Raw genomic sequence first — 26,370 nt, forward strand, 5'->3', positions numbered from 1 at the left:
GGCGGGAACCGTGTAAACGCCATCATGCTCGCCGTAACGCGCGCCGGGGATCAGCAGGCTGTGGCGGATCCCGGGCTTCACGCCCAGACGACGGTGCTTGGCATCCAGATAGGTGCGCACGCCGCCGCTGGCCGGGGCGTAGAACATGGTGATGTCGGCGATATGCACAGTAAACGACCCTCCGCGTTGATCTCCCTTGGTTGACCCTTATCAAGAATAGATGTTCGGTCGGGGTTTCGCGGTGGGGTGCAGGGCTGGTTTCGGAGGGATTGTTGGCCGTCTTCGTCGGATGGTAACGAACGACGAAGACGACCGGCAGAGCGGCTTTAAATGCGGAAGCTGCCAACCAGATGCTTCAATCGCGAAGCCTGCTGCTCAAGATCCGAGCAGGCACGCAAGGTTGCCTGGAGGTTCTCGACGCCTTCCTGGTTCAGGGTATTGATCTCGGTAATGTCCACGTTGATCGACTCGACCACGGCGGTCTGTTCCTCGGTGGCGGTGGCCACCGACTGGTTCATTCCGTCGATTTCGCCGATACGCTGGGTCACGCTGTTCAGGCGCTCGCCGGCCAGGTTGGCGATTTCCACGCTGTCCTGGCTGTGGCGCTGACTGTCGCTCATGGTGCTGACCGATTCGCGGGCGCCGACTTGCAGCTCCTCGATCATGGTCTGCACCTGTTGCGCCGATTCCTGGGTGCGGTGGGCAAGGTTGCGTACTTCATCCGCTACCACGGCAAATCCACGGCCGGCTTCACCGGCACGCGCAGCCTCGATGGCGGCGTTGAGCGCCAGCAGGTTGGTCTGCTGGGAAATGCTGGTGATCACTTCCAGGATCTGGCCGATGTTCACGGTCTTGCTGTTCAGCGACTCGATGTTGCTGCTGGACGCGCTGAGCATGCTCGACAACTGATTCATTGCCTTGATGCTGCGATCCACCACTTGCTGGCCGTCTTCGGCCAGGCCACGGGCGTCGCTGGCCTGGGTCGAGGCTTGTGCGGCGTTGCGGGCGATTTCCTGGGCGGCGGCACCGAGCTGATTGATCGCGGCAGCCACGCTGTTGGTGCGTGAGGCTTGCTGGTCGGAGTTGTACATCGACGAGTTGGACGCCGCGACCACGCGCAGGGCGACTTCGTTGACTTGCCCGGTGGCGGACGACACTTCGCGGATCGAACCGTGAATCCGCTCGACGAAGCGGTTGAATGCCGTGCCGAGCACGCCGAATTCGTCCTGGTTCTGAATGGTCAGACGTTTGGTCAGGTCACCTTCGCCGTCGGCGATGTCTTCCATGGCGCGGGTCATGACGTGCAGCGGCTGAATCAGGATGCGGATCAGCATGCCGAGCAGGGCGATGATGATCGCCACCGCAATCACGGTCGCGATCACGGCCGAGGTGCGGAACTGGCTGAGCATCGAGAACGCTTTGTCCTTGTCCACTGACAGGCCGATGTACCAGTTCACCGACGGCAGGCCCTTGATCGGGGCAAACGTGATGATGCGGGTCTTGCCGTCGACAGTGATTTCACTGAAATCGCTGCTGATGCGCGGGGTGTCCTGCGGATAGGCTTCTTTGAGCGATTTCATCACCAGGGCCTTGTCCGGGTGCACCAGGATCTTTCCGTCGGCGCTGACCAGGAACGCATAGCCCATGCCGGAGAAGTCCCGGGCGCTGAGGGTGTCGATCAGGGTTTGCAGGCTCAGGTCACCGCCCACCACGCCGACGCTCTGGCCGGCCTTTTTCGCGGCGGTGGCGATGGAAATGATGGTCTGGCCGGTGGCCGCGTCAATGTACGGTTCGGTCAGGGTCGAAGTGCTGCTGCTTTCGGCACCCTTATACCAGGGGCGGACCCGCGGATCGAAACCGTCCGGCATTTTCGCATCCGGACGGATGGTGAAGTGCCCGGTGGCGTCGCCGAGGTAGGACGCCATGAACGTCGATGTCAGGGCTTTCTGTTCCAGCAGGCTGGCGACGGCGGACGGCTCGGGATTGATGGCGATGTTCTGTGCGGCGTTCTCGATCAGCAGGATGCGCCCGGTGAGCCAGGTCTGGATGTTGTCGGCGGTGACTTCGCCCATCTCGTTGAGGTAGTTGTTCAGGTCGTCGCGGATTGCATTGCGCTGCAGCCAGTCGTTGTACAGCGTGAACGAGGCAAAGGCGGCAATGACGATGAGGGCGGCGGCAAGCAGGATTTTATGGCTGAAGCGTAGATTTTTGTTCATGGCTTGGGGTTCCGCTAAGGTCTTAATGTCCAGGGCGTGCTTTTATAAAGGCGCGCAAAATGGGCAGGTGTGAACGCTGAGTGATATTTCCGTCTCTCCTTAGGGAAATCACGGACCTGACTTTTGATCGGGTCTCTCACTCCTTTCTATCGGCCATGCTCGACAAAGATTAACTATTGGGTGACCAAATGCCTGACTCTTCGCAACTCGTAATCGGCGCCGATCTCGCCGGGCAACCGATCGCCCAGGCGATGCGCCTGGCCAACCGTCACGGACTGGTGGCCGGGGCGACCGGCACCGGCAAGACCGTCACTTTGCAGAGGCTGGCCGAAGCTTTCAGCGACGCCGGCGTCGCGGTGTTCGCCGCCGACATCAAAGGTGACCTGTGCGGCCTCGGCGCTGCCGGCAACCCTCAGGGCAAGGTCGCCGAGCGCATCGCCGGGATGCCGTGGCTCAACTACAAGCCTCAGGCTTATCCCGTGACCTTGTGGGACATTCACGGGGAGTCCGGTCATCCGCTGCGCACCACGCTGAGTGAAATGGGGCCGTTATTGATCGGTGCGTTGCTGGAGCTGACCGACAGCCAGCAGTCGGCGTTGTACGCGGCGTTCAAGGTCGCCGACCGTGAAGGCCTGTTGCTGCTGGACCTGAAAGACCTGAAGGCACTGCTCAATCACCTCAAGGACAATCCGCAGTTGCTGGGCGAAGACGCGGCGCTGTTCACCACCGGTTCCAGCCAGGCGCTATTGCGGCGTCTGGCGGTCCTTGAACAGCAAGGGGCCGAAGCCTTGTTCGGCGAACCGGGGCTGCAACTGGAAGACATCCTGCAACCGGCCGCCGACGGTCGCGGACGCATTCATTTGCTGGATGCCAGTCGTCTGGTACATGAAGCGCCGAAGGTCTACGCGACGTTTCTGCTGTGGCTGCTCGCCGAGCTGTTCGAGCAACTGCCGGAGCGGGGCGATGCCGACAAACCGCTGCTGGCGCTGTTCTTCGATGAAGCGCACTTGCTGTTCGGCGATACGCCCAAGGCCTTGCAGGAGCGTCTGGAACAAGTGGTGCGACTGATCCGCTCCAAGGGCGTCGGGGTGTATTTCGTCACCCAGTCGCCGGGCGACCTGCCGGACAACGTGCTGGCACAGCTGGGTTTGCGGGTTCAGCACGGTCTACGGGCGTTCACCGCCAAAGAGCAGAAATCCCTGCGTGCGGTGGCGGATGGTTTCCGGTCGAATGTGGCGTTCGATACGTTATCGGTATTGACCGAACTCGGGATTGGCGAGGCGCTCGTCGGCACCTTGCAGGAAAAGGGCACCCCGGAAATGGTTCAGCGTGTGCTGGTGGCACCGCCGCAGTCGCGGATCGGGCCTTTGACCGAGACCGAACGCACGGTGCTGATTGCCGGCTCTCCGTTCAAGGGCCGTTATGACAAGCCGATCGACCGCGAGTCGGCTTATGAAATCCTCACCGGGCGCAAGAACCTGGGGCCTGAAGCCGAGGCAATACCTGGCAGGCCGGCAGCCGAGGAGCCAAGTCTGGCGGACAAGGCCGGGGAATTCCTCGGGACTGCCGCGGGTCAGGCTTTGAAGTCGGCGATGCGTCAAGCGGCGAACCAGTTGGGACATCAGTTGGTGCGGGGATTGATGGGGTCGTTGCTCGGTGGCAGCAAGCGCCGCTAAGAACTGTGAAGGGTGCGCCAGGGTCAGGATTTGGCCTTGGCGTGCGCTGCCAGACGCTCCAGCGCCGCCCGCAGGTTCGGATCGCTGATCCCGTCGGCGGTCGATTGAATGGTCGCCGCGGCATCCGTCGACAGGTCCATCGTGTGCCCGGATGGCCTGGACTGGATGACGGGAGGTCGCACCGAGAACTTGATCCGCGTCAGACCGGCGAATTCGTCGAACATCTGCAGTTGCCGCAACAGGCGCTTTTGCTGATAGCGCAGGCGAGTGGCCCAATGGCCGTCGGTGACCACCAGCGACAGTTCGCCTTCGCGCCACTTGGCCACATGGCAGTGCTCGCGGGCGGCGGGTTGCAGTTGGCTGTCGAGCAGACGCTGCAGGTGGGCCAGGCGTTGAGCATGGCCGAGGATGGCTTTCAACGGCCTGGCTTCGCGTAGCAGAACGGCGGGCGCTCTGGCGGTAAGAGGGCGAAATGCCATGATCCAACACCTGAAGTAGCAAAGGCGCCATGGTAGCAGATGGACCCCATTTCACTCGCCCATTGCTTTTGTCCCTGCTTTACCCATTAAATCAACGACTAACTTCTGTTGCCAACGGCTTGAAGTTGAGCAAAACGCCCCTATTTTAAGTGAGCCCCGTCAAAGCGCAGTGCCAGCATCGTGGAATATCCCCACTTTCCTCACCACCGTTTCCGGGTAGAATGCTCGTTCGCATGCGGCCATGAGGGCTGCACGGGCGACTCACGGGGCCGCCCTCCATCCCTTTAGTGTGGAAGATCCTGCCGATATGTTTGCGCCTTTGTTAAAGAAACTTTTTGGAAGCAAGAACGAGCGTGAAGTCAAACGCATGCTCAAGACGGTGCAGCTCGTCAATGCCTTCGAAGAGAAGATGGTCGCCCTCTCGGACGATCAACTGCGCGCCAAGACCGCAGAGTTCAAAGACCGCATTGCCAAAGGGGAGACCCTCGACAAGCTGTTGCCGGAAGCTTTTGCGGTCGCCCGCGAAGCCGGCAAGCGGGTCATGGGCATGCGCCACTTCGACGTCCAGCTGATTGGCGGCATGACCTTGCACGAAGGCAAGATTGCCGAAATGCGCACCGGTGAAGGCAAGACCCTGGTGGGTACCCTGGGCGTTTACCTCAATGCGCTGTCCGGCAAGGGCGTGCACGTTGTGACCGTGAACGATTACCTGGCCCGCCGCGACGCCAACTGGATGCGTCCGCTGTATGAATTCCTCGGCCTGAGCGTCGGCATCGTGACGCCTTTCCAGCCGCCGGAAGAGAAGCGCGCCGCCTACGCCGCCGACATCACCTACGGCACCAACAACGAATTCGGGTTCGACTACCTGCGCGACAACATGGCGTTCAGCATGGAAGAGAAATTCCAGCGCGAACTCAATTTTGCCGTGATCGACGAAGTCGACTCCATCCTCATCGACGAAGCGCGTACCCCGCTGATCATTTCCGGTCAGGCCGAGGACAGCTCCAAGCTGTACATCGAGATCAACAAGCTGATCCCGAAACTCAAGCTGCATGTCGAAGAAGTCGAAGGCGAAGTCACCCAGGAAGGCCATTACACCGTTGACGAGAAGACCCGTCAGGTCGAACTCAACGAAGCCGGTCACCAGTTCATCGAAGACCAGCTGACCAGCATCGGCCTGCTGGCCGAAGGCGAGAGCCTGTACTCGGCGCACAACCTGAGCCTGCTGACCCACGTTTACGCCGGTCTGCGTGCGCACAAGCTGTTCCATCGCAATGTTGAATACATCGTGCAGGACGGCCAGGTCGTGCTGGTCGACGAACACACCGGCCGTACCATGCCCGGCCGTCGTCTGTCCGAAGGCCTGCACCAGGCTATCGAGGCCAAGGAAAACCTGAACATCCAGGCCGAGAGCCAGACCCTGGCATCGACCACGTTCCAGAACTACTTCCGTCTGTACGACAAGTTGTCCGGCATGACCGGTACCGCCGACACCGAAGCGTTCGAATTCCATCAGATCTATGGTCTGCAGGTCATCGTGATTCCGACCAACAAGCCGTTGGCCCGTAAGGACTACAACGACCTGGTGTTCCTGACCGCCGAAGAGAAATACGCGGCGATCGTCAATGACATCAAGGAAAGCATGGCCGCCGGCCGTCCGGTGCTGGTGGGTACTGCGACCATCGAAACCTCCGAGCACATGTCCGCACTGCTCGTGAAGGAAGGCATCGAACACAAGGTTCTGAACGCCAAGTTCCACGAAAAAGAAGCCGAGATCATCGCGCAGGCCGGCCGTCCGGGCGCCCTGACCATCGCGACCAACATGGCCGGTCGCGGTACCGACATCCTGTTGGGCGGCAACTGGGAAGTTGAAGTCGCATCGCTGGAAAACCCGACCCCTGAGCAGATCGCGCAGATCAAGGCCGACTGGCAGAAGCGTCACCAGCAGGTGCTGGAGTCCGGCGGTCTGCAGGTGATCGCGTCCGAGCGTCACGAATCCCGTCGTATCGACAACCAGCTGCGTGGCCGTGCCGGCCGTCAGGGCGACGCCGGTTCCAGCCGCTTCTACCTGTCGCTGGAAGACAGCCTGATGCGCATCTTCGCCTCCGACCGGGTGAAGAACTTCATGAAGGCCCTGGGCATGCAGCCTGGCGAAGCGATCGAGCACCGCATGGTGACCAACGCCATCGAAAAGGCCCAGCGCAAGGTTGAAGGTCGCAACTTCGACATTCGTAAACAACTGCTCGAGTTCGACGACGTCAACAACGAACAGCGTAAAGTGATCTATCACATGCGCAACACGTTGCTGGCTGCGGACAACATCGGCGAAACCATCGCTGACTTCCGTCAGGACGTTCTGAACGCCACCGTCAGCGCGCACATTCCGCCACAATCGCTGCCCGAGCAGTGGGACGTGGCCGGTCTGGAAGCCGCGATTGCCAGCGACTTCGGCGTGAAGCTGCCGATCCAGCAATGGCTCGACGAAGACGATCACCTGTACGAAGAAACCCTGCGCGAGAAGCTGATGAACGAGCTGATCGCCGCGTACAACGAGAAAGAAGACCAGGCCGGTGCCGACGCACTGCGCTCCTTCGAGAAACAAATCGTGCTGCGCGTGCTGGACGACCTGTGGAAAGACCACTTGTCGACCATGGATCACCTGCGTCACGGCATCCACCTGCGTGGTTATGCGCAGAAGAACCCGAAACAGGAATACAAGCGCGAGTCCTTCACGCTGTTCTCCGAGCTGCTGGATTCGATCAAGCGCGACTCGATCCGTGTGCTGTCGCATGTTCAGGTTCGCCGCGAAGATCCGGCCGAAGAAGAACAACGCCTGCGTCAGGAAGCCGAAGCACTGGCTGCTCGCATGCAGTTCGAACACGCCGAGGCGCCAGGTCTGGAGCAGCCGGAAGCACTGGTCGGTGAAGAGGTCGATGTGGCGCTGGCCACCGCACCGGTTCGCAACGAGCAGAAACTGGGCCGCAACGAGCTGTGCTACTGCGGTTCGGGCAAGAAATTCAAGCATTGCCACGGGCAGATCCAGTAAACCCCGTTTCAATCGCTGAAATACCCGCGCCGCGACCGGCACCAGCCGTCGCGGCGTTTTGCCATTTACACCACCGTCACTACGCTTGGCGGTGCTGACATCATTGAGTAAGGAGCGTATTCATGGCTGTTGGTCTTGGTCCTTTGCCAACGTTGCACCCGGTCGCCGGTTTTGAACTCGGTATCGCTTCGGCCGGCATCAAGCGCCCGGGGCGCAAGGATGTCGTCGTGATGCGCTGTGCCGAAGGTTCTACCGTGGCGGGCGTGTTCACGTTGAACGCTTTCTGTGCAGCGCCGGTGATCCTGGCCAAGAAACGCGTGCAGAACGCTGTGCGCTACCTGTTGACCAACACCGGCAACGCCAACGCGGGCACCGGCGAGCCGGGCCTGGCCGCCGCCGAGCGTACGACCGCGAAGCTGGCCGAGCTGACCGGCGTCGATGCCAGCCAGATTCTGCCGTACTCCACCGGCGTGATCGGCGAGCCGCTGCCGGTCGAGAAGATCGAAGGCGCCTTGCAGGCCGCGCTGGACGATCTGTCGGAAAACAACTGGGAAGCCGCCGCCACCGGCATCATGACCACCGACACGCTGCCAAAAGGCGCCAGCCGCCAGTTCCAGCATGATGGCGTGACCATCACTGTCACCGGCATCAGCAAAGGCGCGGGCATGATCCGTCCGAACATGGCGACCATGCTCGGCTACATTGCCACCGACGCCAAAGTCTCCCGCGACGTGTTGCACAACCTGATGCTGGACGGCGCCAACAAGTCGTTCAACCGCATCACCATCGACGGCGACACCTCGACCAACGACTGCTGCATGCTGATTGCTACCGGCAAGGCTGCGCTGCCGGAAATCACCCGTGCCGAAGGCGAGCTGTTCGCCAAGCTGAAACAGGCCGTGTTCGAGGTGTGCATGGATGTGGCTCAGGCCATCGTGCGTGACGGCGAAGGCGCGACCAAGTTCGTGACCGTTGAAGTCAACGGTGGCGGCAATCACCAGGAATGCCTGGACGTCGGTTATACCGTGGCGCACTCGCCGCTGATCAAGACTGCACTGTTTGCCTCCGACCCGAACTGGGGCCGTATCCTCGCCGCCGTGGGCCGTGCAGGTGTACCGGATCTGGACGTGAGCAAGATCGACGTGTTCCTCGGCGATGTGTGCATCGCCAGCCGTGGCGCCCGCGCCGCGACCTACACCGAAGCCCAGGGCTCGGCGGTGATGCAGCAGGAAGAAATCACTATCCGTATCGAACTGGGTCGCGGCGATTGCAGCGAAACCATCTGGACCACCGACCTGTCCCACGAATACGTGAAGATTAACGCCGAATACCGCACCTGATCCCTGCCGAAGAGGGAGGTCTGCGGACCTCCTTTTCTTCTGTCCCATGAAAGGACCCGAACATGAGCCTTCACCTGATCATCGGCGACAAACTGCTTTCCTCCTGGTCCCTGCGCGCGGCACTGGCGCTTGAGCTGACCGGCGCGCCCTACACCGAAGAACTGATCAAGCTCGGCAAACCCGACACCCGCGAGCGGTTGCTCAAGCATTCGCCTAGCGGCAAGGTGCCGTTGCTGAAAACCGCCCGTGGCACCGTCGCCGACTCGCTGGCAATTGCCGAATACCTGGCCGAACAGTTTCCTTCCGAGCAACTCTGGCCGACCGACATCGCCGCTCGTGCTCAGGCGCGCTCTGCCTGTGCGCAGATGCACAGCGGCTTCTTCGCCATGCGCAATCACATGCCGTTCAACCTGAGCCACGACGCACCGCTCAATCCGGTGCCGCCGGAGGTGAAGGTCGATGTCGAGCGTATGCTCGCGCTGTGGGCCGAATGCCGGGCGGCGGCGACCGAGGCCGGGCCGTTCCTGTTTGGTCGGGTGTCGCTGGCCGATGCGTTCTTCGCACCGATTGCCGTGCGTCTGCGTACCTATCAGGTGAAGCTGCCGGCCGAAGATGAAGCCTATGTTGAAACCGTCTACCAATGGCCGGCCTTCAAAGCCTGGCAAAAGGCCGGACTGGAGGAGTTGCAGTCGTGAAACGTGTACACGTCGCTGCTGCCGTCATTCGTGACGACAGCGGCAAAATTCTCATCGCCCGCCGTGCTGACACCCAGCATCAGGGGGGGCTGTGGGAATTTCCCGGTGGCAAGGTCGAGGCCGATGAGTCGGTGGAAACCGCGCTGGCCCGTGAGCTGCAGGAAGAACTGGGCATTGTCGTCGGCGCCGCCCGCCCGCTGATCAAGGTTCGCCACGATTACCCGGACAAACAGGTGTTGCTGGATGTCTGGGAAGTCTCGAGCTTCACCGGCGAACCCCACGGCGCCGAAGGCCAGCCATTGGCCTGGGTGTCGGCCAGGGAACTGACGAATTACGAATTCCCGGCGGCCAACCAGCCGATCGTCGCGGCAGCGCGTCTGCCCGCTGAATACCTGATCACCCCGCAAGATCTGGAAACCCCGGCGTTGCTGCGTGGTATCCAGAAAGCGATTGCCGGTGGCATCAAGCTGATCCAGCTGCGAGCACCCAATGGCTATGATCCGAAGTACCGCGATCTGGCGGTGGACGCGGTCGGCCTGTGTGCCGGCAAGGCGCAGTTGATGATCAAGGGGCCGTTCGAGTGGCTGGGGGATTTCCCGTCCGCCGGTTGGCACATCACCTCGGCGCAACTGCGCAAGTACGCGGCCGCAGGGCGTCCGCTACCGGCGGAGCGCTGGCTGGCGGCGTCCTGCCACAATGTTGAAGAGCTCGCGCTGGCCGAGCAGATGGGCGTGGATTTCGTCACCCTGTCGCCGGTGCAGCCGACCCTGACTCACCCGGACGCGCAACCGTTGGGCTGGGAGCAGGCATCGACGTTGATCGAAGGCTTCAGCAAACCGGTATTCCTGCTGGGTGGAGTCGGCCCGGCCGAGCGCGAGAAAGCGTGGAGTGCCGGGGCGCAGGGTGTGGCGGGGATTCGGGCGTTCTGGCCAGAAGCTTGATTTAGCATTGACGCATCTGGCCCCTTCGCGAGCAGGCTCGCTCCCACATTTGATTGCATTCCAACTATAGGAATACATTCCCTGTGGGAGCGAGCCTGCTCCGGGCGGCGTTCCGACGAAGGCGTCCTGATCGGCGCTACACCTCTGAAGGTTTCGCCGCCGGTTGCCACAGAATCTCGGCAATACCCTGGCGTCGCGCAATCAACCTGGCCGCGACAAACAACAGATCCGACAAGCGATTGATATAAGCCAGGCCAACCCCGGCCAACGGCTCGATCGCATTCAAATGCTGACAACGACGCTCGGCACTGCGCGCCAGGCTGCGGCAAACATGCGCCTGGGCAATCAGCATCGAGCCGCCAGGCAGAATGAAGTTCTCCAGCGGCCCCAACTCTTCGTTCCACACATCGATGGCCGCTTCCAGTCGCTCGATTTCTGCTGTGTTCAGCGCCTGATATTCCGGCATTGCCAGCTCGCCACCCAGATCAAACAGTCGGTGCTGACAAGGCGCCAGAACTTCGATCAACTCGTTGAGCCCGGGGTAGTCTTCGCGCTCGGCAATCAATCCGGCCAGCAGCACGCCGACCTGACTGTTCAGGGTGTCGACCTCGCCAATTGCCTCGATCCGCGGATGATCCTTGGGTACGCGGCGGCCGTCGCCAAGTCCGGTTTCGCCTTTGTCGCCGGTGCGGGTGTAAATCTTCGACAAGCGAAAGCCCATGGTTTACCTCGGTAGTTGATTGGTTTCTGCAGCGATGGGTGCCGGTTGCACGAGCGGCAGGCGCAGGGTGAAGCAAGTGCCTTGCCCGGGTGTGGACTGCACTTCCATCTGCCCTTTGTGGTTGTTGGTGATGATGAAGTACGACACCGACAGGCCGAGCCCGGTGCCCTGGCCGATTTCCTTGGTGGTGAAGAACGGCTCGAACGTCCGTTTGCGCACGTTCTCGCTCATGCCGATGCCATTGTCTTCGACCTGAATCTCGGCCCATGGCGGATTGAGTCGGGTGCGCAGAATGATCCGCCCCGGTTCGCTGTCGTCTTCGCGCTGGTGAATCGCTTGCGCGGCGTTTTTCAGCAGGTTGAGCAGCACCTGCTCAAGTTCATTGGCGGTGCCTGGCACAGGGCCCAGTGCCGGGTCGAACTGACGGATGATCGCCTGCCCCTTGAAATCGAAGCCGATGGCCAGGTCGAAATCGTTGCCGGCGATTTCCACGGCCTGATCGATCAGTGCCGGCAGGTCGCATGGCGCCATCTGACGGGTGCTGCGACGGCTGAAACTGAGCATGTGGGTGACGATCTTTGCTGCCCGGGCCCCGGCCTGTTGAATGCCGTCGAGCAGTTGCGGGACTTCCCGGCCTTGCAGGTAGCGGTTCACGGTCTCCAGCTCGATACCCAGTTGCTCGGCCTGTTCGAGGTTCTTCGGCAGGTCGGGCGACAGGCGCCGACGAATGTTTTGCACGTTGTGCAGGATCGCGCCCAGCGGGTTGTTGATTTCGTGGGCCATGCCGGCAGCGAGACCGCCAACCGAGAGCATTTTCTCCGACTGCACCATCATTTCTTCCAGGGACAGGCGCTGGGTGATGTCGTCGATCCGGATCACCACACCACGCCCGGCACCGCCCATCAGCGGGTAGAAGGTCAGGGCGTAGTGCTTGGGCTCGTCGTCCTTGAACCACGTCACTCGCTCGATCTTCGCCACCGTGTGTTGTTCGACGGTCTGCTTGAGTTGCGGCAGAAACGGCTTGAGCGGTTCGAAGGCAAGGAAGATCGGCTGGTTCAGCGCTTCGTCCAGCCGCGTTCCGGAGAGGGCGCTGGCCTCCTGGTTCCACTGGGTGACGTAGAGCTGCTCGTCGAGGGCAATCAGCGCCGAGGGCATGGAGTCGATGATGCTGTTGAGGTAGTTCTGGAAGCCCGTGAGCTTTTTCTCGATCTTGCTGCGCACCTGGACTTCCAGCTCCAGCTTACGGTTGGTGTGGCGGGTTTCTTCGGCCAGGCCCTGTGCCTGATCGTAGGCGGCTTGCGAGTCATCGCGGGCGCGCTTGAGCTGCTGCTCGCGGGCCTCGATGCGTGAAAGCATGGTGTTGAACGCCTCGGCCAGGCTGCCGATTTCGTCGTGGTTGCCACGGGAAGCGCGCAGGGCATAGTTCTCCTCGCGGGTGACCTGGCGGGACAGCTCTTCGAGTTCGTGGATGGGTCGAGTGATCAGGCGCTTGATTTGCCGGGCAATCACCAGCCACAGCAGGACGCTGAAAATCAGGATTCCCAGACTCGCCGTCAGGGTGCCGGTATAGAACGCCATCGGCAGTTCGCTGCTGGCCACCAGCAGCAGATGACCCGGCGCAGTGCCGGGGCGGGGCAGGGTGATCAGTTGATTGCTGCGAAACTCGGTGAGCTGCCAGGCTTCAATATGCCGGTAACGCTCCGGCAGGTTGAGCTTGTCGCCGCGTTGTACCTGCGCAATACGATCACCCTTGCCGTCATACAGGGCAGCGGCTCGCAGCGGCGAGTAGCTGTCGAGCTCCTTGAGCAGGCGTTCGGCGTTCTGCGGTGATTGCAGCGCTTCGGCGATCAGGCTCGGGTTCGCGACCAGCCGGCCAATGGTCTGCAGCGCCTGCGGCGCCATGCTCTCCTGGGAAATGTAATAGGCCGCGCTGATGAAGGTCAGGTTGGCGACCAGTAACACGGTGGTCAACAGCACCAGCAGGGCGGCCAGCAGTTTCTGGCCGACCGGCAGGTTTTCGAGGCGCTGGCGCAATGGCATCGGGGTTATCGCAGCAAAGGAACAAGTGGGCAGCGTAGCCGCTGCTCAGTCGACGGGCAATCCGAGACTGTACAGATGGGCTGTCAGCCGTTGCTGCAATTGTTGTAGATGCGGCAGGTTCAATTGATGGCGTTGCGCGACTTTGCAGGCATGGCCCAACAGATAGCTGATTTCGGTACGGCGCTTGTTGGCCACGTCCTGATACATGGAGGAGAAATTGGCCGCTGTGGCCAGAATGACCCGCTCGACTTCCAGTTGCAGATTGTCCGCTGCCGCCGGCTGACCGCAGCGTTCCAGCAACTCGGTCAACTCGGCGCAGAGTGTGGCGACTTCGCAGTGGTGTTGCTGCAAACCGCCGTTGCGACAGTCATGCAACACGGTCAGCGGATTGATCGCGCAGTTGAGCGCCAGTTTTCGCCACAGGCGAGTGAGGATGTCGGCGGTCCATTCGTGGGGGATTTTTGCGGCTTCCAGATCGTCGAGCCAGAGGGGCGCCACGGGATGGCTGACGTCGCCGAGCCAGGTGTAGCCGTGACCGGCGAACACCACGCGCCAGTCACCGTCACGAAACGCGCCTTCGGTGCTCGATGCACTGATGCAGCGTGCCTGCGGGACTTGCGCGGCGACCGCTTCCTGGCTGCCGAGGCCGTTTTGCAGAAGAATCAGTTCTGCGTCTGGGGCCAGACGATGAGCGACACCGGCCACGGCGCTTTGGGCGTCATAGGCCTTGCACGCCACCAGCAAACGACGGATCGGTTCGGGGCTGTCCGGCGTTTCGGCGGGGATGGCATAACGGCTGGCCACGCCTTGTTCCACCAGCGTCAAGCCGCCCGTCGTCGCATAGTCATGCAAACGGTCGATATCGCGCAGGATCAACCGGACAGGCAATCCGGCCCGGGCCAGACGTGTGGCCCAGAGCGTGCCGAGGCTTCCGGCGCCCAGCACATGCCAGGGGGTGGACATCAGTTTTTCACTCGGTAAGGTACAGGCATGCAAGGCTCGCCGTGTCGGTGGGAAAAGACCCGTTATAATGAGCCCGATTTTAACCGCAAGCCAAGCGCGCCGCGTCCTGAACGAGCGCGCCTTTTTATTGGAGAGATTACATGCCGTCGTTCGACGTGGTATCCGAACTGGACAAACACGAACTCACCAACGCGGTCGAGAACGCCGTGAAGGAACTCGATCGTCGTTATGACCTGAAAGGCAAGGGCAGCTTTGAATTCAAGGAAAAGGACCTGACCGTCCACCTGACCGCTGAAGCCGATTTCCAGCTGGAAGCGATGATCGAGATCCTCAAGCTGGCCCTGGTCAAGCGCAAGATCGACGTGCAGTGCCTCGAAGTCAAAGACTCCTTCGCCTCGGGCAAGCTGATGAAGCAGGATGCCGTCCTCAAGGAAGGCATCGACAAGGAACTGGCGAAGAAGATCGTCGGCCACATCAAGGAAGCCAAGCTCAAGGTACAGGCCGCCATTCAGGGCGAGCAGGTGCGTGTGACCGGCAAGAAGCGTGATGACCTGCAGGAAGCCATTGCGGCGCTGCGTGCCAAGGAGTTCGGCATGCCACTTCAGTTCAACAACTTCCGCGACTGAGCCGTCTCGGTCGGGAACCTCTCGGCGTTTTCAGCGTCCGAGGGCCAAGCAGCGGCAGAAACGATTGAGCCCCAATGGCCTCGGTCTTTCTGCCGTTGATATTTCATAGCCCGGGTAGCCGGAAATCAGGAGATAAAAGATGGATTTGAATGCTGAGGTGGACCACCTGGTCAAGGCGTCCCAGGCGTGGATTCCGATGATCATGGAATACGGCAGCCGTGTACTGCTGGCGGTGATTACCCTGGCGATCGGCTGGTGGCTGATCAACAAGGTCACGCAAAAGCTCGGTGGCTTACTGGCTCTGCGCAATGCCGACCTGGCGCTGCAAGGTTTCATCAGCAGCCTGGCCAACATCATTCTCAAGGTGCTGCTGATCGTCAGTGTGGCGTCGATGATCGGCGTCGAGACCACTTCGTTTGTCGCGGCAATCGGTGCGGCGGGTCTGGCCATCGGTCTGGCATTGCAGGGCAGCCTGGCGAACTTCGCCGGCGGCGTGCTGATTCTGCTGTTCCGTCCTTTCCGTATCGGTGACTGGATCGAAGCGCAAGGCGTGGCGGGTACTGTCGACAGCATCCAGATTTTCCACACCGTACTGCGTACCGGCGACAACAAGACCATCATCGTGCCGAACGGCAATCTGTCGAATGGCATCATTACCAACACCAACCGTCAGCCAACCCGCAAGGTGGTGTTTGACGTGGGTGTCGATTACGAAGCCGATCTGCAAAAGGCCCGTCAGGTGCTGTTGGATCTGGCCAAGGATGATCGCGTTCTGCAGGATCCGGCGCCGCAGGCGGTCATTTCTACTCTGGGAGACAGTTCGATCACTGTTTCGCTGCGTGTGTGGGTTAAAACTGCGGACTACTGGGATGTGATGTTCATGTTTAACGAACAGTCCCGTGATCGTTTAAAGACTGCCGGCATTGACATTCCGTTTCCACAGCGAGTGATTCGTGTGGTTCAGGAATCGGCGGTGTAATGATAGGTTGCTAATTAATTGCCTGACTTGTTGGTCAGGCATTTATTACAAGTGACAGATAACAAAAAAGGCCCATCCGAAGATGGGCCTTTTTCATTCAACCAAACTAACCACTGACGATTACAAGATGTTCAGTGGGTACTCGGTGATCAGGCGGAACTCTTTAACGTCGCCTTCGCCTTCATCAGCGTTAGCAACGTGCCACGCTTGACGAATACGGAAGGACAGGTCTTTTGCCGGACCGCTTTGAACCACATACTTGGCTTCAAAGTTGGTTTCGTGGTGCTTGCCATCTTCACCGTAGAGACCGGCGTAAGCGCTACCCGCTGGAGTGTGGGTGCCGTCGATATCCCAGCCTTTGACGTAACGAACCATGAAGCTCAGGCCAGGCACGCCGTACTCGGCCATTTTCAGGTCGTAACGGGCTTGCAGGGATTTCTCGCCTGCACCGTTAAAGTCGGAGTACTGGATGGAGTTGGCGAGGAAGATCGAGTCGCCACCACGGTTGTTCTTGCCCACGCCGATGTAGTCGAACGGGGTGTCGCCGTTGACCTTCTGGAAGGCCAGGGTGAAGGTGTGCGCTTTCAGGAACGACAGCGCGGTTGCCAGCGAGAAGGCGGTGTTGCTGATTTCGCCCGCTTTGGCGCTACCGGTGTCGGTGGTGCGGTAGATGTTGAAATCAGTGTTCAACGAAGTGTCACCACCGAATGGCGTGGTGAGGTTCACGTTCGCGTAGTACTGGTTCCAGATGTCTTCCAGCTTGGCGCCGTACAGGGATGCAGTCAGGTTGTCAGTGATGCCGTATTTACCACCGAAGTAGTCGATGTTTTTGGCTTCTACGCCTGCGTAGGTGGCGTAAAGGCCGCCTTCACGAGCGTTTTTGTCCTGGCTGGTAGCCGAGTAGAAGTGACCGGCTTCGAGATCGAGGTCTTTGATTTCACTGCTCTGCAGCTGGAAGCCGCTGGCAGTTTGCGGCAGAACGCGGGAACCACCGACAGCGAACACTGGAGCAGTGCTTGGCTGCTGGTCGCCGATTTTCAGCTCGGTTTTGGAGATGCGGAATTTGATGGCTGCGCCGGCTTTGCCTTGGCTGTCATCAACGTCATGGGCATAGCCGTTGGCTTTGACGGTATTGCTGCGGCTCATGTTACCGGTACCGGAAGTACCGTCACCGCCATCCAGTTTGACCGCCAGGTAACCGAATGCATCGATACCGACGCCTACGGTGCCTTGGGTGTAACCGGAAGTGAAGTTGCCGAGGAAACCCTGGGTCCAGTCTTTCTGGTCGTGGCCGCCGTTCTTGTTGTCGCGGTTGAAGTAGTAGTTCTTCAACGTCTCGGTCAGTTTCGCGTCTTCGACAAAGCCTTTGGCTTCAGACTGGTCACTAACAAAAGGTGCGGCCGTAGCCAATTGAGTACTGGCGGCTGCTGAAACTGCCAGTGCGATCATGCTCCACTTCATCACGCGCATCGTGATTTGCTCCTTTGGTTTTAGAAGAGTACTGCCGTCCCACCTGTTTTATTATCTGGGCGGCTCTTTCTTTTTGTGTCGGCGCAAACTTATATCACGCCGACAATGTTGGCGATACTTGCGCATACAACCTTTCACGTTCTTTACGACGCTGTCGCAAATGGCTTGGTCGATGTCGCAAATTCACAGTACCCATGCAGCCGGGCTGACAACTTTATCGCTGTTTCTGGGCCTTTCTGCATCGGTAAAAAAGAGTCCCTGGCAAAACACTTGAATCTCCATCGGGCAACCCTGCCACTGTTTTTCTTGGGCCTGGCACTGCCACTTCCCGTGGTGTGCTCATAGCCCATTTGAGTATGAATGCAACAAGCGTGCACAAACCGCAAAATGAATGCGGATATTTTTTTCCTTACCCGCCTGTTGCTGTAAAAACCTTGTAATCCCTGGGGCTCAGGCACGTTTTCGATGGGGGTTGACGCGCTTTCTCGCTTGGTGCTGTCACACCTGTTTTCAACCCGCGACAATCAAAAACGTTACCGGTTCACCCTGTCAGTGAGTATTTGGCGGATACCTAAGCCATTGAGCGTAGACGCGCTGTACGGTTTTGGTGCAAATAATTTTTCTGGCTGTACCGAATTCAAACACTTGAGCCCTGTCATGACCCTGAACACAGGGGTGAGCCATGATCATTTCCGCGCGTTACCTGGATCGGTGGGTCTTGTGCTGGTGCGCGATCTCCAGAAATGCTCCATGTCGGGGCGCTGCTTCGTCGTGAAGGGCCGGGCAATCGAAGGTATGCTGCCGTCCTGTCGTTTAGTGCGCCGTCCCCTCGGGAGGCCCACTAAGCTGAATAATGTCGATCAGCCGGGAGTGCACCCAGTGTTTGCTTTAGATCCACGACTTCAACAGGACACCCTGACCATCGGTGACTTCCCGCTCTGCCGGTTGCTGCTGTCCAATGACGCCAACTACCCCTGGTTCATCCTGGTGCCTCGTCGCGACGATATCAGCGAGTTGTTTCAATTGGATGTCGCAGACCAGCAGCGCCTCTGGCAGGAAACCACCGCGCTGGCCGAAGTGCTCAAGGACTCGTTCGATGCCGACAAAATGAACGTTGCCACCCTGGGCAACGTCGTCAGTCAGCTGCACATGCATGTGATCGTGCGTAAGCGTGATGATGCCGCATGGCCGGCGCCGGTCTGGGGCAAGCATCCTGCTACGCCTTATGGTGCCGGGCAGGTGGCCGCGATCCGCGAGCGACTGCGCCTGGTGCTGGACGAAGATTTCAAGTTTCTGGAGGGCTGAACATGAGCCTGGAACAACGCGTTAACGATCTGGAAAGCCGCCAGGCCTTTCAGGATGACACCATTCAGGCGCTGAACGACGTGCTGGTGACTCAGCAGAATGTGGTGGAGCGTCTGCAGTTGCAGATGGCCGCACTGCTCAAGCGCCAGGAAGAAATGGTCGGCCAGTTTGGATCCTTTGAAGAAGACGCGCCGCCGCCGCATTACTGAGTTTGCGTATTTTGTAAGGGCAATAAAAAACCGCGGACAGCCAGGCTGTTCGCGGTTTTTCCGTTCTGGATCAGCGACGTGGCAGGGCGGCGATCACATCCTCGGCTTGCAGGCCTTTGTCACGGTTCATCACCGAGAACTCCACACGCTGGCCTTCGACCAGGACGCGGTGGCCTTCGCCACGAATGGCGCGAAAGTGCACGAAAATATCATCGCCGGAGTCCCGGGAGATAAAGCCGAAGCCCTTGGAAGTGTTGAACCACTTGACGGTACCGGTATCGCGGTTGCTCATGTCGTAGCTGGTCGGCGCGGCAGCCGGAGATGACCTGTAGAAGCTGACGGCCAGGTGCAGGACCACGGCAACCAGAGCGATCGCCAGGCTGAACAGTACCGCAGGCTGGCCGGCGATGACCGGCATCGGTGCGATCAGGGTCAGGGTTTGCAGCACGACGGTGAGCACCAGCAGGGCGCTGACAAGGTTTTGCAAATGCTGGCGCGGGCCTTTGTTCCAGTAAGGGATCACCGGGGCAATGACCAGGTTCAGCAGGCCGAAAAAGGCCAGGTAAAGTGCATCGGGTTGTTGCAGGTAAGGAACGGCTTCGGATTTCAAGCTGGGTATGAACGACAGCAGCAACGCCGCTGCGCCCATTAGCAGGTGGACGATTTTCAACATTTTTATTGACTCACGTTATGACGGCTCACAAGGAAGAGCTGAAGGCGCACGGTTCGCTTCGAAACTATAAGAGGCGTTGGACACGTACCCGGTATCAGCCTATGCGCAACACCCGGAAAACGGGGCGTAGCGACACGCTGTCTATTTAACAGCAAAGCCTGCAGCTACTCAAATCACGCCGGCCAGCGGCATGCGTGGGGCGATTTGTCGCCTCTATCGGGTCGATACGGGGGCTGTCAGGCGAGGGTGGCCTTGCTACAGTGCAGCGACACCTGCTGGATGAATTCAATCGCCGTTAGGGGGTAAACATGGCAATCGATATCGGTATCAGTGAAGAGGATCGCAAGTCCATCGTCGAAGGGTTGTCGCGTCTGCTGTCGGACACCTATGTGCTGTATCTGAAAACCCATAATTTCCACTGGAACGTCACCGGTCCGATGTTCCGCACCCTGCACCTGATGTTCGAAGAGCAATACAACGAGCTGGCACTGGCCGTGGACTCGATCGCCGAGCGCATCCGGGCCTTGGGCTTTCCGGCACCGGGTGCCTATGCGACCTATGCGCGCCTTTCTTCCATCAAAGAAGAAGTGGGGGTGCCAAGTGCCGAAGACATGATCAGGCAATTGGTCGAAGGTCAGGAAGCGGTCACCCGTACCGCCCGCGGCATTTTCCCGTTGCTTGATAAAGTCAGTGACGAGCCGACCGCTGACCTTTTGACCCAGCGCATGCAAGTCCACGAGAAAACCGCGTGGATGCTCAGGGCGCTGCTCGAAGCCTGATTGCCGGAGGCGCACCGGACACGAATTGTGGGGCGTGCGCCTGTTTTGGCCGGGAAAAGGCATTCGCTAATGTAGGAAATGAAGAGAGCGGCTCGCCGCTCCATGATCCTCCTTGCTGTGTTGGCTTATCCTACGCAGACGGATAAAAAGTCGTCTGGATATACCTTTGCCCCTGCGCTTTTAATGAGGTGACAGGATGTTGCCTTGACAAGAGGCAGCGATGGCAAAGGAGTGTCAACGATATGGAAGGTGGAGACAGGCGAGGTGACATCGCCATCGGCTCACGGCAGGACGGAGCCCTGGCGCCGTTTCTTGAAGAGTTCGACATGGCATTGATCCAGCCGCTGGCCCGTTCGGTGCGTTTGAACGGTTTTGCAACCTGCATGCGGCTGGAGCAGGTCTACTGGAATATTCTGGGTCGCATGGCGGAGAACAACAGTTGTTCGGTCGGTACGCTGTTATCCCGTGTCGATCGCGAGGTGCATTTGCGCCACGGCGGGGTGAAGAACTTCAGCGGCCTTGTACGGGTGCTGTGTGTCGTACATGGCCTGCGTGATGCCTCGGTGTCGGCCGGGGGTTGCCAATGACGTGGCGGCCTGTGCAGTCTTGCGGCTGCACAGGCCGCATTTAATGGATATAATCCCGCTCTTTCGCCACACCGCCCTGCGGGAGCTGGCAATCTGATCGCCGAGACAACTCCATGCCGATGTACGATTACCAATGTGCTTCCTGTGGTCATCAGTTGGAAGCCATTCAAAAGATCAGTGACGCACCACTGATCGATTGCCCTGCCTGTCAGGCTCCAGAGCTCAGGAAACAGCTGTCCATGCCGGGCTTTCGCCTCAGCGGCAGCGGTTGGTACGAAACCGATTTCAAGACCGGCGCGAAGAAGAATCTGGCCGGTGGCGACAAATCTGACTAGGGTTCAGGCCCAGGTCGAACGACATGCGTGAGTTTCCGGGGCGCTTGAGTGCGACGGGATCTCCACCGAATTTCGAATTACGAGAAGCGAAACCACTACCATGATGCGCAGCCATTATTGCGGCCAACTGAACGAAAGCCTGGAAGGCCAGGAAATTACCCTTTGCGGATGGGTTCACCGTCGCCGCGACCACGGCGGGGTGATTTTCCTCGATATCCGTGATCGTGACGGTCTGGCCCAGGTGGTATTCGATCCGGATCGCGCCGAGAGCTTCGCCGCCGCCGATCGCGTGCGCAGCGAATACGTCGTGAAGATCACCGGCAAGGTGCGTCTGCGTCCGGCCGGTGCCACCAACGCCAACATGGCGTCGGGCATGATCGAAGTCCTGGGCTACGAACTGGAAGTGCTGAACGAGTCGGAAACCCCGCCGTTCCCGCTGAACGAGTTCTCCGACGTCGGTGAAGAAACCCGCCTGCGCTATCGCTTCCTCGACCTGCGTCGCCCGGAAATGGCCGAGAAGCTGCGTCTGCGTTCGCGCATGACCACCAGCATCCGTCGCTACCTCGACGAAAACGGCTTCCTCGACGTGGAAACGCCGATCCTGACCCGTGCGACTCCGGAAGGCGCGCGCGACTACCTCGTACCGAGCCGTACCCACGCCGGTTCGTTCTTCGCGCTGCCGCAATCGCCACAGCTGTTCAAGCAACTGCTGATGGTTGCCGGTTTCGACCGCTACTACCAGATCGCCAAGTGCTTCCGCGACGAAGACCTGCGTGCCGACCGTCAGCCTGAGTTCACTCAGATCGACATCGAGACCAGCTTCCTCGACGAAAAAGACATCATGGGCCTGACCGAAGGCATGATCCGCAACCTGTTCAAGGAAGTGCTGGATCTGGAATTCGGCGAATTCCCGCACATGACCTTCGAAGAAGCCATGCGCCGCTACGGTTCCGACAAGCCGGACCTGCGTAACCCGCTGGAACTGGTAGACGTGGCCGATCAGCTGAAAGAAGTGGATTTCAAAGTCTTCAGCGGCCCTGCCAACGATCCGAAATGCCGTATCGCCGCACTGCGCGTTCCAGGCGGGGCGAGCATGCCGCGCAAGCAGATCGACGATTACACCAAGTTCGTCGGTATCTACGGTGCCAAGGGCCTGGCGTACATCAAGGTCAACGAGCGCGCGGCCGGTGTTGAAGGTCTGCAGTCGCCGATCGTGAAAAACATTCCGGAAGCCAACCTGAACGTGATCCTCGATCGCGTCGGTGCAGTCGACGGCGATATCGTGTTCTTTGGCGCCGACAAGGCCAAGATCGTCAGCGAAGCCCTGGGCGCGCTGCGTATCAAGCTCGGTCACGACCTGAAGCTGCTGACCTGCGAGTGGGCACCGATGTGGGTCGTCGACTTCCCGATGTTCGAAGAGAACGACGACGGCAGCTTCTCTGCTCTGCACCACCCGTTCACCGCGCCGAAGTGCACCCCGGAAGAGCTCGAAGCCAACCCGGCTGGCGCGCTGTCCCGTGCCTACGACATGGTTCTGAACGGCACCGAACTGGGTGGCGGTTCGATCCGTATCCACCGTAAAGAGATGCAACAGGCGGTATTCCGTCTGCTGGGGATCAACGAAGCGGAACAGGAAGAGAAGTTCGGCTTCCTGCTCGACGCGTTGAAGTACGGTGCACCGCCGCACGGTGGCCTGGCCTTCGGTCTGGACCGTCTGGTGATGCTGATGACCGGCGCCCAGTCGATCCGTGAAGTGATCGCTTTCCCGAAAACCCAGAGTGCTGCCGACGTGATGACGCAGGCGCCGGGTGTCGTGGATGCCAAGGCACTGCGCGAACTGCACATTCGTTTGCGTGAAACACCAAAGGCTGAGTAAGACGGGCCTGAAGGCGCATCTTCGGATGCGCCTTTTTTCTTTCTGCAGTGATTGAAAACGAGATTTTTTGCTGGCCGATGCACCTGCATGGCGGGCATTGTTCAAGAGAATTCGGAGCGAGTTATGGCAGGTCATTCCAAGTGGGCGAACATCAAGCACCGCAAAGAACGCCAGGATGCCAAGAGAGGCAAGATTTTCACCAAGTGGATCCGCGAGCTGACCGTGGCGGCCCGTCAGGGCGGCGGTGATCCGGGCTCCAACCCGCGTTTGCGTCTGGCACTGGACAAGGCGCTGGGCGCCAACATGAGTCGCGATATCATCGATCGTGCCGTGGCTCGTGGCGCCGGCGCTACCGAAGCCGACAACGTTGAAGAACTGACCTACGAAGGTTACGGCCCGGGTGGCGTGGCGGTGATGGTCGAATGCATGACCGATAACCGTAACCGCACCGCAGCGGCCGTGCGTCACGCGTTCAGCAAGTGTGGCGGCAACCTCGGTACCGACGGTTCGGTGGCCTACCTGTTCGAACGCAAGGGCCAGATCAGCTTTGCACCGGGTGTCGATGAAGACGCGCTGACAGAAGCGGCGCTGGAAGCTGACGCCGACGACGTGGTCAGCCACGAAGACGGCTCGATCGACGTGTTCACCTCTTTCACCAGTTTCTACGCGGTGCGCAATGCGCTGGAAGCGGCCGGGTTCAAGGGCGATGACGCGGAAATCGTCATGCAGCCGACCACCAGTGCCGAACTGGATCTGGAAGGTGCGGAGAAGGTGCTCAAGCTGATCGACATGCTCGAGGACCTGGATGACGTGCAAAACGTCTATTCCAACGCGGATATTCCGGAAGACGTGGCTGCTCAGCTCGGCTGATAACGGCTAGGCTTCAATGTGGGAGCTGGCTTGCCAGCGATGGCGTCGGCACATCAGGTAATGATGGCGCCTGACATTCCGTCATCGCTGGCAAGCCAGCTCCCACATTTGTTTTTGTGTTTTTTCGAACCTGCAGGCTTATGACTTTAATTCTTGGTATCGACCCCGGTTCGCGCATCACCGGATACGGCATTGTTCGCGATACGGGCCGTGGTTGTGTCTACGTGGCTTCCGGCTGCATTCGTACCGGTGCCGGCGAGCTGCATGAACGTCTGCAAATCGTCTATCGCGGTGTACGGGAAATCATCCAGACCTACGGTCCGGTGACCATGGGGATCGAAAAGGTGTTCATGGCGAAGAACGCCGATTCCGCGCTGAAACTGGGGCAGGCCAGGGGGGCCGCTATTGTTGCTGGCGCCGAGGAGAGCCTGGAGATCGCCGAGTACACGGCCACTCAAGTCAAGCAGGCGGTGGTCGGCACCGGCGCCGCGAATAAAGAGCAGGTTCAGATGATGGTCATGCACATGCTGAAACTGACCAGCAAGCCGCAAATCGACGCTTCTGACGCGTTGGCCATTGCCATTTGCCACGCGCACACTCGCTCCAGCCTGTTGCCTCACGGTCTGGGTACCGCACGCAGTCGTGGCGGGCGCCTGCGTCTCTGATAGCATCAGCAGTCAATTTCACGGAATGTGGATTTCGCGCCTGGGTCGTCGGCCGTAAATCCATGTTCTGTTGGTCGCCAGCCCACGGCTGGCCAACGCTCAAGGATCTGAAACGTGATTGGACGCTTGCGCGGCACTCTGGCTGAGAAACAGCCGCCGCACCTGATTCTGGATGTAAACGGCCTCGGGTATGAGTTGGAAGTGCCCATGACCACCTTGTATCGCCTGCCGTCGGTCGGTGAACCACTGACCTTGCACACCCATTTGGTCGTACGCGAAGACGCGCAGTTACTCTATGGTTTTGCCGGCAAGCGCGAGCGAGACTTTTTTCGCGAGTTGATCCGTCTCAATGGTGTGGGGCCGAAACTGGCCCTGGCCCTGATGTCGAGTCTGGAAGTCGATGAGCTGATCCGCTGCGTGCAATCCCAGGACACCTCGGCGCTGACCAAGGTGCCGGGCGTAGGCAAGAAAACCGCCGAGCGTCTGCTGGTGGAGCTCAAGGATCGCTTCAAGGCCTGGGAAACCTCGCCGGCCATGTTTGCACTGGTGCCTAACCAGCCGGACGGCCCGGCGCCGGTCAATACCGCCGAGAATGATGCGGTCAGCGCGCTGATTTCCCTGGGCTACAAGCCACAGGAAGCGAGCAAGGCGATTTCCGCGATCAAGGAGAAAGGCTTGAGCAGTGAAGACATGATCCGACGCGCCCTGAAGGGAATGATTTAAGTGATTGAAGCTGATCGTCTGATCGCCGCCACGCACAGTCCGCGTGAGCGCGAAGAAGTCCAGGATCGGGCTATACGTCCCGTCAGCCTGGCCGAATACATCGGCCAGCCGACCGTCCGCGAGCAGATGGAACTGTTTATCCAGGCCGCCCGTGGCCGTAGCGAATCCCTCGACCACACCCTGATTTTCGGCCCGCCCGGATTGGGCAAGACTACTCTGGCCAACATCATTGCCCAGGAAATGGGTGTGTCGATCAAGAGTACGTCGGGACCGGTGCTCGAGCGCCCCGGGGATCTGGCCGCGCTGTTGACCAACCTTGAGCCGCACGACGTGCTGTTCATCGATGAAATCCATCGTCTGTCGCCAATCGTCGAAGAAGTGCTGTACCCGGCGATGGAGGATTTTCAGCTCGACATCATGATCGGTGAAGGGCCGGCGGCGCGTTCGATCAAGCTTGATCTGCCGCCGTTCACCCTGGTCGGTGCAACGACGCGGGCAGGGATGCTGACCAACCCGCTGCGCGACCGTTTTGGTATCGTCCAGCGCCTGGAGTTCTACAGCACCGCCGATCTGGCGACGATCGTCAGTCGTTCGGCGAATATCCTTGGATTGCCGCTGGATCCGGAAGGCTCTTTCGAGATCGCCCGCCGTGCCCGTGGCACGCCGCGGATCGCCAATCGACTGCTGCGCAGGGTGCGGGATTTTGCCGAAGTCCGGGCCAAGGGGCATATCACCAAGTCCGTCGCTGATCTGGCATTGAACCTGCTGGATGTCGACGAACACGGCTTCGATCATCAGGACCGGCGATTGCTGCTGACCATGATCGAGAAGTTCGATGGCGGTCCGGTCGGCATCGACAGTCTCGCGGCCGCGATCAGCGAAGAGCGTCACACGATCGAAGATGTGCTGGAGCCGTATCTGATCCAGCAGGGCTACATCATGCGCACGCCGCGGGGCAGGGTGGTGACCCGGCATGCGTACCTGCATTTTGGTTTAAACATTCCGTCACGAATGGGCGAAATGCCCGTGGCAGACGAGTTTCTGGATGCTGTGGACGATTGATACACATTTATTGGCGATTTATTCAGCGTTTGTACTGTCTCAGGACGGTACTTTTGCGGTAAAGCCTTTGAACAATGAAAAACAGTTGCCTGGC

At 59.7% G+C, this 26,370-nt stretch carries 24 protein-coding genes and 1 pseudogene; 17 read left to right on the forward strand and 8 right to left on the reverse strand.

All coding sequences use genetic code 11. The features are described 5' to 3' along the window. Positions 1-168, reverse strand: a pseudogene (locus J5M72_RS20910) (glycosyltransferase family 1 protein); the annotation flags it as partial. Positions 169-326: 158 nt separating this feature from the next. Beyond that, positions 327-2,216: a methyl-accepting chemotaxis protein gene (locus J5M72_RS20915; protein WP_207866963.1), complete on the reverse strand. Its 1,890-nt coding sequence runs from the start codon at positions 2,214-2,216 to the stop codon at positions 327-329. Positions 2,217-2,404: 188 nt separating this feature from the next. Between J5M72_RS20915 and J5M72_RS20920 the strand changes: the two genes are divergently transcribed. Then, positions 2,405-3,892 (forward strand): helicase HerA-like domain-containing protein, encoded by a 1,488-nt coding sequence (locus J5M72_RS20920; protein ID WP_207866964.1) that lies wholly within the window; start codon positions 2,405-2,407, stop codon positions 3,890-3,892. Between the two features lie 23 nt (positions 3,893-3,915). Here J5M72_RS20920 and J5M72_RS20925 read toward each other — a convergent pair whose 3' ends face one another. Next, the gene (locus J5M72_RS20925; RefSeq protein WP_169431640.1) at positions 3,916-4,371 is read right to left on the reverse strand and encodes a DciA family protein; all 456 of its coding nucleotides are present in this window, start codon (positions 4,369-4,371) and stop codon (positions 3,916-3,918) included. A gap of 307 nt (positions 4,372-4,678) precedes the next feature. Here J5M72_RS20925 and secA point away from each other — a divergent pair, with 307 nt between their 5' ends. From secA to J5M72_RS20945, 4 genes are all read left to right on the forward strand, one after another. After that, positions 4,679-7,417, forward strand: coding sequence for a preprotein translocase subunit SecA (secA, locus tag J5M72_RS20930; protein WP_169431639.1), 2,739 nt, complete (start codon positions 4,679-4,681; stop codon positions 7,415-7,417). A 122-nt stretch (positions 7,418-7,539) separates the two neighbouring features. Next, entirely contained in the window at positions 7,540-8,757 is a 1,218-nt protein-coding gene (argJ, locus tag J5M72_RS20935; protein WP_108563086.1) for a bifunctional glutamate N-acetyltransferase/amino-acid acetyltransferase ArgJ, read from the forward strand. Positions 8,758-8,819: 62 nt separating this feature from the next. Next, the gene (locus J5M72_RS20940; RefSeq protein WP_207866965.1) at positions 8,820-9,452 is read left to right on the forward strand and encodes a glutathione S-transferase family protein; all 633 of its coding nucleotides are present in this window, start codon (positions 8,820-8,822) and stop codon (positions 9,450-9,452) included. After that, positions 9,449-10,393, forward strand: a complete 945-nt coding sequence (locus J5M72_RS20945) for a Nudix family hydrolase (protein WP_169431636.1) — start codon at positions 9,449-9,451, stop codon at positions 10,391-10,393. Before J5M72_RS20940 ends, J5M72_RS20945 begins: the two co-directional genes overlap by 4 nt. 136 nt (positions 10,394-10,529) lie before the next feature. On the opposite strand, the gene J5M72_RS20950 is transcribed toward J5M72_RS20945, so the two are convergent. From J5M72_RS20950 to J5M72_RS20960, 3 genes are read right to left on the reverse strand one after another with little or no spacing between them, the layout of a single operon-like run. Beyond that, entirely contained in the window at positions 10,530-11,114 is a 585-nt protein-coding gene (locus J5M72_RS20950) for a cob(I)yrinic acid a,c-diamide adenosyltransferase (RefSeq protein ID WP_169431635.1), read from the reverse strand. A gap of 3 nt (positions 11,115-11,117) precedes the next feature. Next, entirely contained in the window at positions 11,118-13,154 is a 2,037-nt protein-coding gene (locus J5M72_RS20955; RefSeq protein WP_169431634.1) for an ATP-binding protein, read from the reverse strand. A gap of 45 nt (positions 13,155-13,199) precedes the next feature. After that, positions 13,200-14,117 (reverse strand): putative 2-dehydropantoate 2-reductase, encoded by a 918-nt coding sequence (locus J5M72_RS20960; RefSeq protein ID WP_207866966.1) that lies wholly within the window; start codon positions 14,115-14,117, stop codon positions 13,200-13,202. Positions 14,118-14,257: 140 nt separating this feature from the next. On the opposite strand from J5M72_RS20960, the gene J5M72_RS20965 reads away from it, so the two are divergent. Continuing rightward, positions 14,258-14,743, forward strand: a complete 486-nt coding sequence (locus J5M72_RS20965) for a YajQ family cyclic di-GMP-binding protein (protein ID WP_007951218.1) — start codon at positions 14,258-14,260, stop codon at positions 14,741-14,743. 139 nt (positions 14,744-14,882) lie between these two features. Continuing rightward, a complete protein-coding gene (locus tag J5M72_RS20970; RefSeq protein WP_207866967.1) occupies positions 14,883-15,722 on the forward strand; it encodes a mechanosensitive ion channel domain-containing protein in 840 nt (279 codons plus the stop codon). 120 nt (positions 15,723-15,842) lie between these two features. On the opposite strand, the gene J5M72_RS20975 is transcribed toward J5M72_RS20970, so the two are convergent. Further along, positions 15,843-17,192, reverse strand: coding sequence for an OprD family porin (locus J5M72_RS20975; protein WP_169431631.1), 1,350 nt, complete (start codon positions 17,190-17,192; stop codon positions 15,843-15,845). Positions 17,193-18,071: 879 nt separating this feature from the next. Between J5M72_RS20975 and J5M72_RS20980 the strand changes: the two genes are divergently transcribed. After that, positions 18,072-18,497 (forward strand): HIT domain-containing protein, encoded by a 426-nt coding sequence (locus J5M72_RS20980; RefSeq protein ID WP_207867036.1) that lies wholly within the window; start codon positions 18,072-18,074, stop codon positions 18,495-18,497. Between the two features lie 2 nt (positions 18,498-18,499). Beyond that, complete coding sequence (locus tag J5M72_RS20985) at positions 18,500-18,706, forward strand: SlyX family protein (RefSeq protein ID WP_207866968.1); 207 nt, start codon at positions 18,500-18,502, stop codon at positions 18,704-18,706. Between the two features lie 70 nt (positions 18,707-18,776). On the opposite strand, the gene J5M72_RS29185 is transcribed toward J5M72_RS20985, so the two are convergent. Continuing rightward, the gene (locus J5M72_RS29185; RefSeq protein WP_169431628.1) at positions 18,777-19,379 is read right to left on the reverse strand and encodes a cold-shock protein; all 603 of its coding nucleotides are present in this window, start codon (positions 19,377-19,379) and stop codon (positions 18,777-18,779) included. A 308-nt stretch (positions 19,380-19,687) separates the two neighbouring features. Here J5M72_RS29185 and J5M72_RS20995 point away from each other — a divergent pair, with 308 nt between their 5' ends. The 8 genes from J5M72_RS20995 (at position 19,688) to ruvB (ending at position 26,276) form a co-directional block, all read left to right on the forward strand. Next, entirely contained in the window at positions 19,688-20,158 is a 471-nt protein-coding gene (locus J5M72_RS20995; RefSeq protein ID WP_065258530.1) for a Dps family protein, read from the forward strand. Between the two features lie 242 nt (positions 20,159-20,400). Beyond that, on the forward strand, positions 20,401-20,745 hold the full coding sequence (locus tag J5M72_RS21000) for a ribbon-helix-helix domain-containing protein (RefSeq protein ID WP_207866969.1): 345 nt from the start codon (positions 20,401-20,403) through the stop codon (positions 20,743-20,745). 113 nt (positions 20,746-20,858) lie between these two features. Then, positions 20,859-21,080, forward strand: coding sequence for a zinc ribbon domain-containing protein (locus J5M72_RS21005; protein ID WP_207866970.1), 222 nt, complete (start codon positions 20,859-20,861; stop codon positions 21,078-21,080). 100 nt (positions 21,081-21,180) lie between these two features. Beyond that, the gene (gene aspS, locus J5M72_RS21010; RefSeq protein WP_085709621.1) at positions 21,181-22,956 is read left to right on the forward strand and encodes an aspartate--tRNA ligase; all 1,776 of its coding nucleotides are present in this window, start codon (positions 21,181-21,183) and stop codon (positions 22,954-22,956) included. A gap of 123 nt (positions 22,957-23,079) precedes the next feature. After that, positions 23,080-23,826 (forward strand): YebC/PmpR family DNA-binding transcriptional regulator, encoded by a 747-nt coding sequence (locus tag J5M72_RS21015; protein ID WP_003227527.1) that lies wholly within the window; start codon positions 23,080-23,082, stop codon positions 23,824-23,826. 140 nt (positions 23,827-23,966) lie between these two features. Then, a complete protein-coding gene (gene ruvC / locus J5M72_RS21020; RefSeq protein ID WP_169431626.1) occupies positions 23,967-24,491 on the forward strand; it encodes a crossover junction endodeoxyribonuclease RuvC in 525 nt (174 codons plus the stop codon). Positions 24,492-24,605: 114 nt separating this feature from the next. Continuing rightward, complete coding sequence (gene ruvA, locus J5M72_RS21025; RefSeq protein ID WP_007951205.1) at positions 24,606-25,214, forward strand: Holliday junction branch migration protein RuvA; 609 nt, start codon at positions 24,606-24,608, stop codon at positions 25,212-25,214. After that, a complete protein-coding gene (gene ruvB, locus J5M72_RS21030; protein WP_085709623.1) occupies positions 25,215-26,276 on the forward strand; it encodes a Holliday junction branch migration DNA helicase RuvB in 1,062 nt (353 codons plus the stop codon). Positions 26,277-26,370 lie beyond the last annotated feature (94 nt).

This window comes from Pseudomonas sp. 58(2021), assembly GCF_017491585.1.
GTDB lineage: Bacteria > Pseudomonadota > Gammaproteobacteria > Pseudomonadales > Pseudomonadaceae > Aquipseudomonas > Aquipseudomonas fluorescens_BT.

What these genes read in the sequence shown, in the direction of transcription:
- J5M72_RS20915 (WP_207866963.1), bottom strand. Translation starts at nt 2,216, where the DNA reads ATGAACAAAAATCTACGCTTCAGCCATAAAATCCTGCTTGCCGCCGCC.
- J5M72_RS20920 (WP_207866964.1), top strand. Translation starts at nt 2,405, where the DNA reads ATGCCTGACTCTTCGCAACTCGTAATCGGCGCCGATCTCGCCGGGCAA.
- J5M72_RS20925 (WP_169431640.1), bottom strand. Translation starts at nt 4,371, where the DNA reads ATGGCATTTCGCCCTCTTACCGCCAGAGCGCCCGCCGTTCTGCTACGC.
- secA (WP_169431639.1), top strand. Translation starts at nt 4,679, where the DNA reads ATGTTTGCGCCTTTGTTAAAGAAACTTTTTGGAAGCAAGAACGAGCGT.
- argJ (WP_108563086.1), top strand. Translation starts at nt 7,540, where the DNA reads ATGGCTGTTGGTCTTGGTCCTTTGCCAACGTTGCACCCGGTCGCCGGT.
- J5M72_RS20940 (WP_207866965.1), top strand. Translation starts at nt 8,820, where the DNA reads ATGAGCCTTCACCTGATCATCGGCGACAAACTGCTTTCCTCCTGGTCC.
- J5M72_RS20950 (WP_169431635.1), bottom strand. Translation starts at nt 11,114, where the DNA reads ATGGGCTTTCGCTTGTCGAAGATTTACACCCGCACCGGCGACAAAGGC.
- J5M72_RS20955 (WP_169431634.1), bottom strand. Translation starts at nt 13,154, where the DNA reads ATGCCATTGCGCCAGCGCCTCGAAAACCTGCCGGTCGGCCAGAAACTG.
- J5M72_RS20960 (WP_207866966.1), bottom strand. Translation starts at nt 14,117, where the DNA reads ATGTCCACCCCCTGGCATGTGCTGGGCGCCGGAAGCCTCGGCACGCTC.
- J5M72_RS20965 (WP_007951218.1), top strand. Translation starts at nt 14,258, where the DNA reads ATGCCGTCGTTCGACGTGGTATCCGAACTGGACAAACACGAACTCACC.
- J5M72_RS20970 (WP_207866967.1), top strand. Translation starts at nt 14,883, where the DNA reads ATGGATTTGAATGCTGAGGTGGACCACCTGGTCAAGGCGTCCCAGGCG.
- J5M72_RS20975 (WP_169431631.1), bottom strand. Translation starts at nt 17,192, where the DNA reads ATGCGCGTGATGAAGTGGAGCATGATCGCACTGGCAGTTTCAGCAGCC.
- J5M72_RS20985 (WP_207866968.1), top strand. Translation starts at nt 18,500, where the DNA reads ATGAGCCTGGAACAACGCGTTAACGATCTGGAAAGCCGCCAGGCCTTT.
- J5M72_RS29185 (WP_169431628.1), bottom strand. Translation starts at nt 19,379, where the DNA reads ATGTTGAAAATCGTCCACCTGCTAATGGGCGCAGCGGCGTTGCTGCTG.
- J5M72_RS20995 (WP_065258530.1), top strand. Translation starts at nt 19,688, where the DNA reads ATGGCAATCGATATCGGTATCAGTGAAGAGGATCGCAAGTCCATCGTC.
- J5M72_RS21000 (WP_207866969.1), top strand. Translation starts at nt 20,401, where the DNA reads ATGGAAGGTGGAGACAGGCGAGGTGACATCGCCATCGGCTCACGGCAG.
- J5M72_RS21005 (WP_207866970.1), top strand. Translation starts at nt 20,859, where the DNA reads ATGCCGATGTACGATTACCAATGTGCTTCCTGTGGTCATCAGTTGGAA.
- aspS (WP_085709621.1), top strand. Translation starts at nt 21,181, where the DNA reads ATGATGCGCAGCCATTATTGCGGCCAACTGAACGAAAGCCTGGAAGGC.
- J5M72_RS21015 (WP_003227527.1), top strand. Translation starts at nt 23,080, where the DNA reads ATGGCAGGTCATTCCAAGTGGGCGAACATCAAGCACCGCAAAGAACGC.
- ruvC (WP_169431626.1), top strand. Translation starts at nt 23,967, where the DNA reads ATGACTTTAATTCTTGGTATCGACCCCGGTTCGCGCATCACCGGATAC.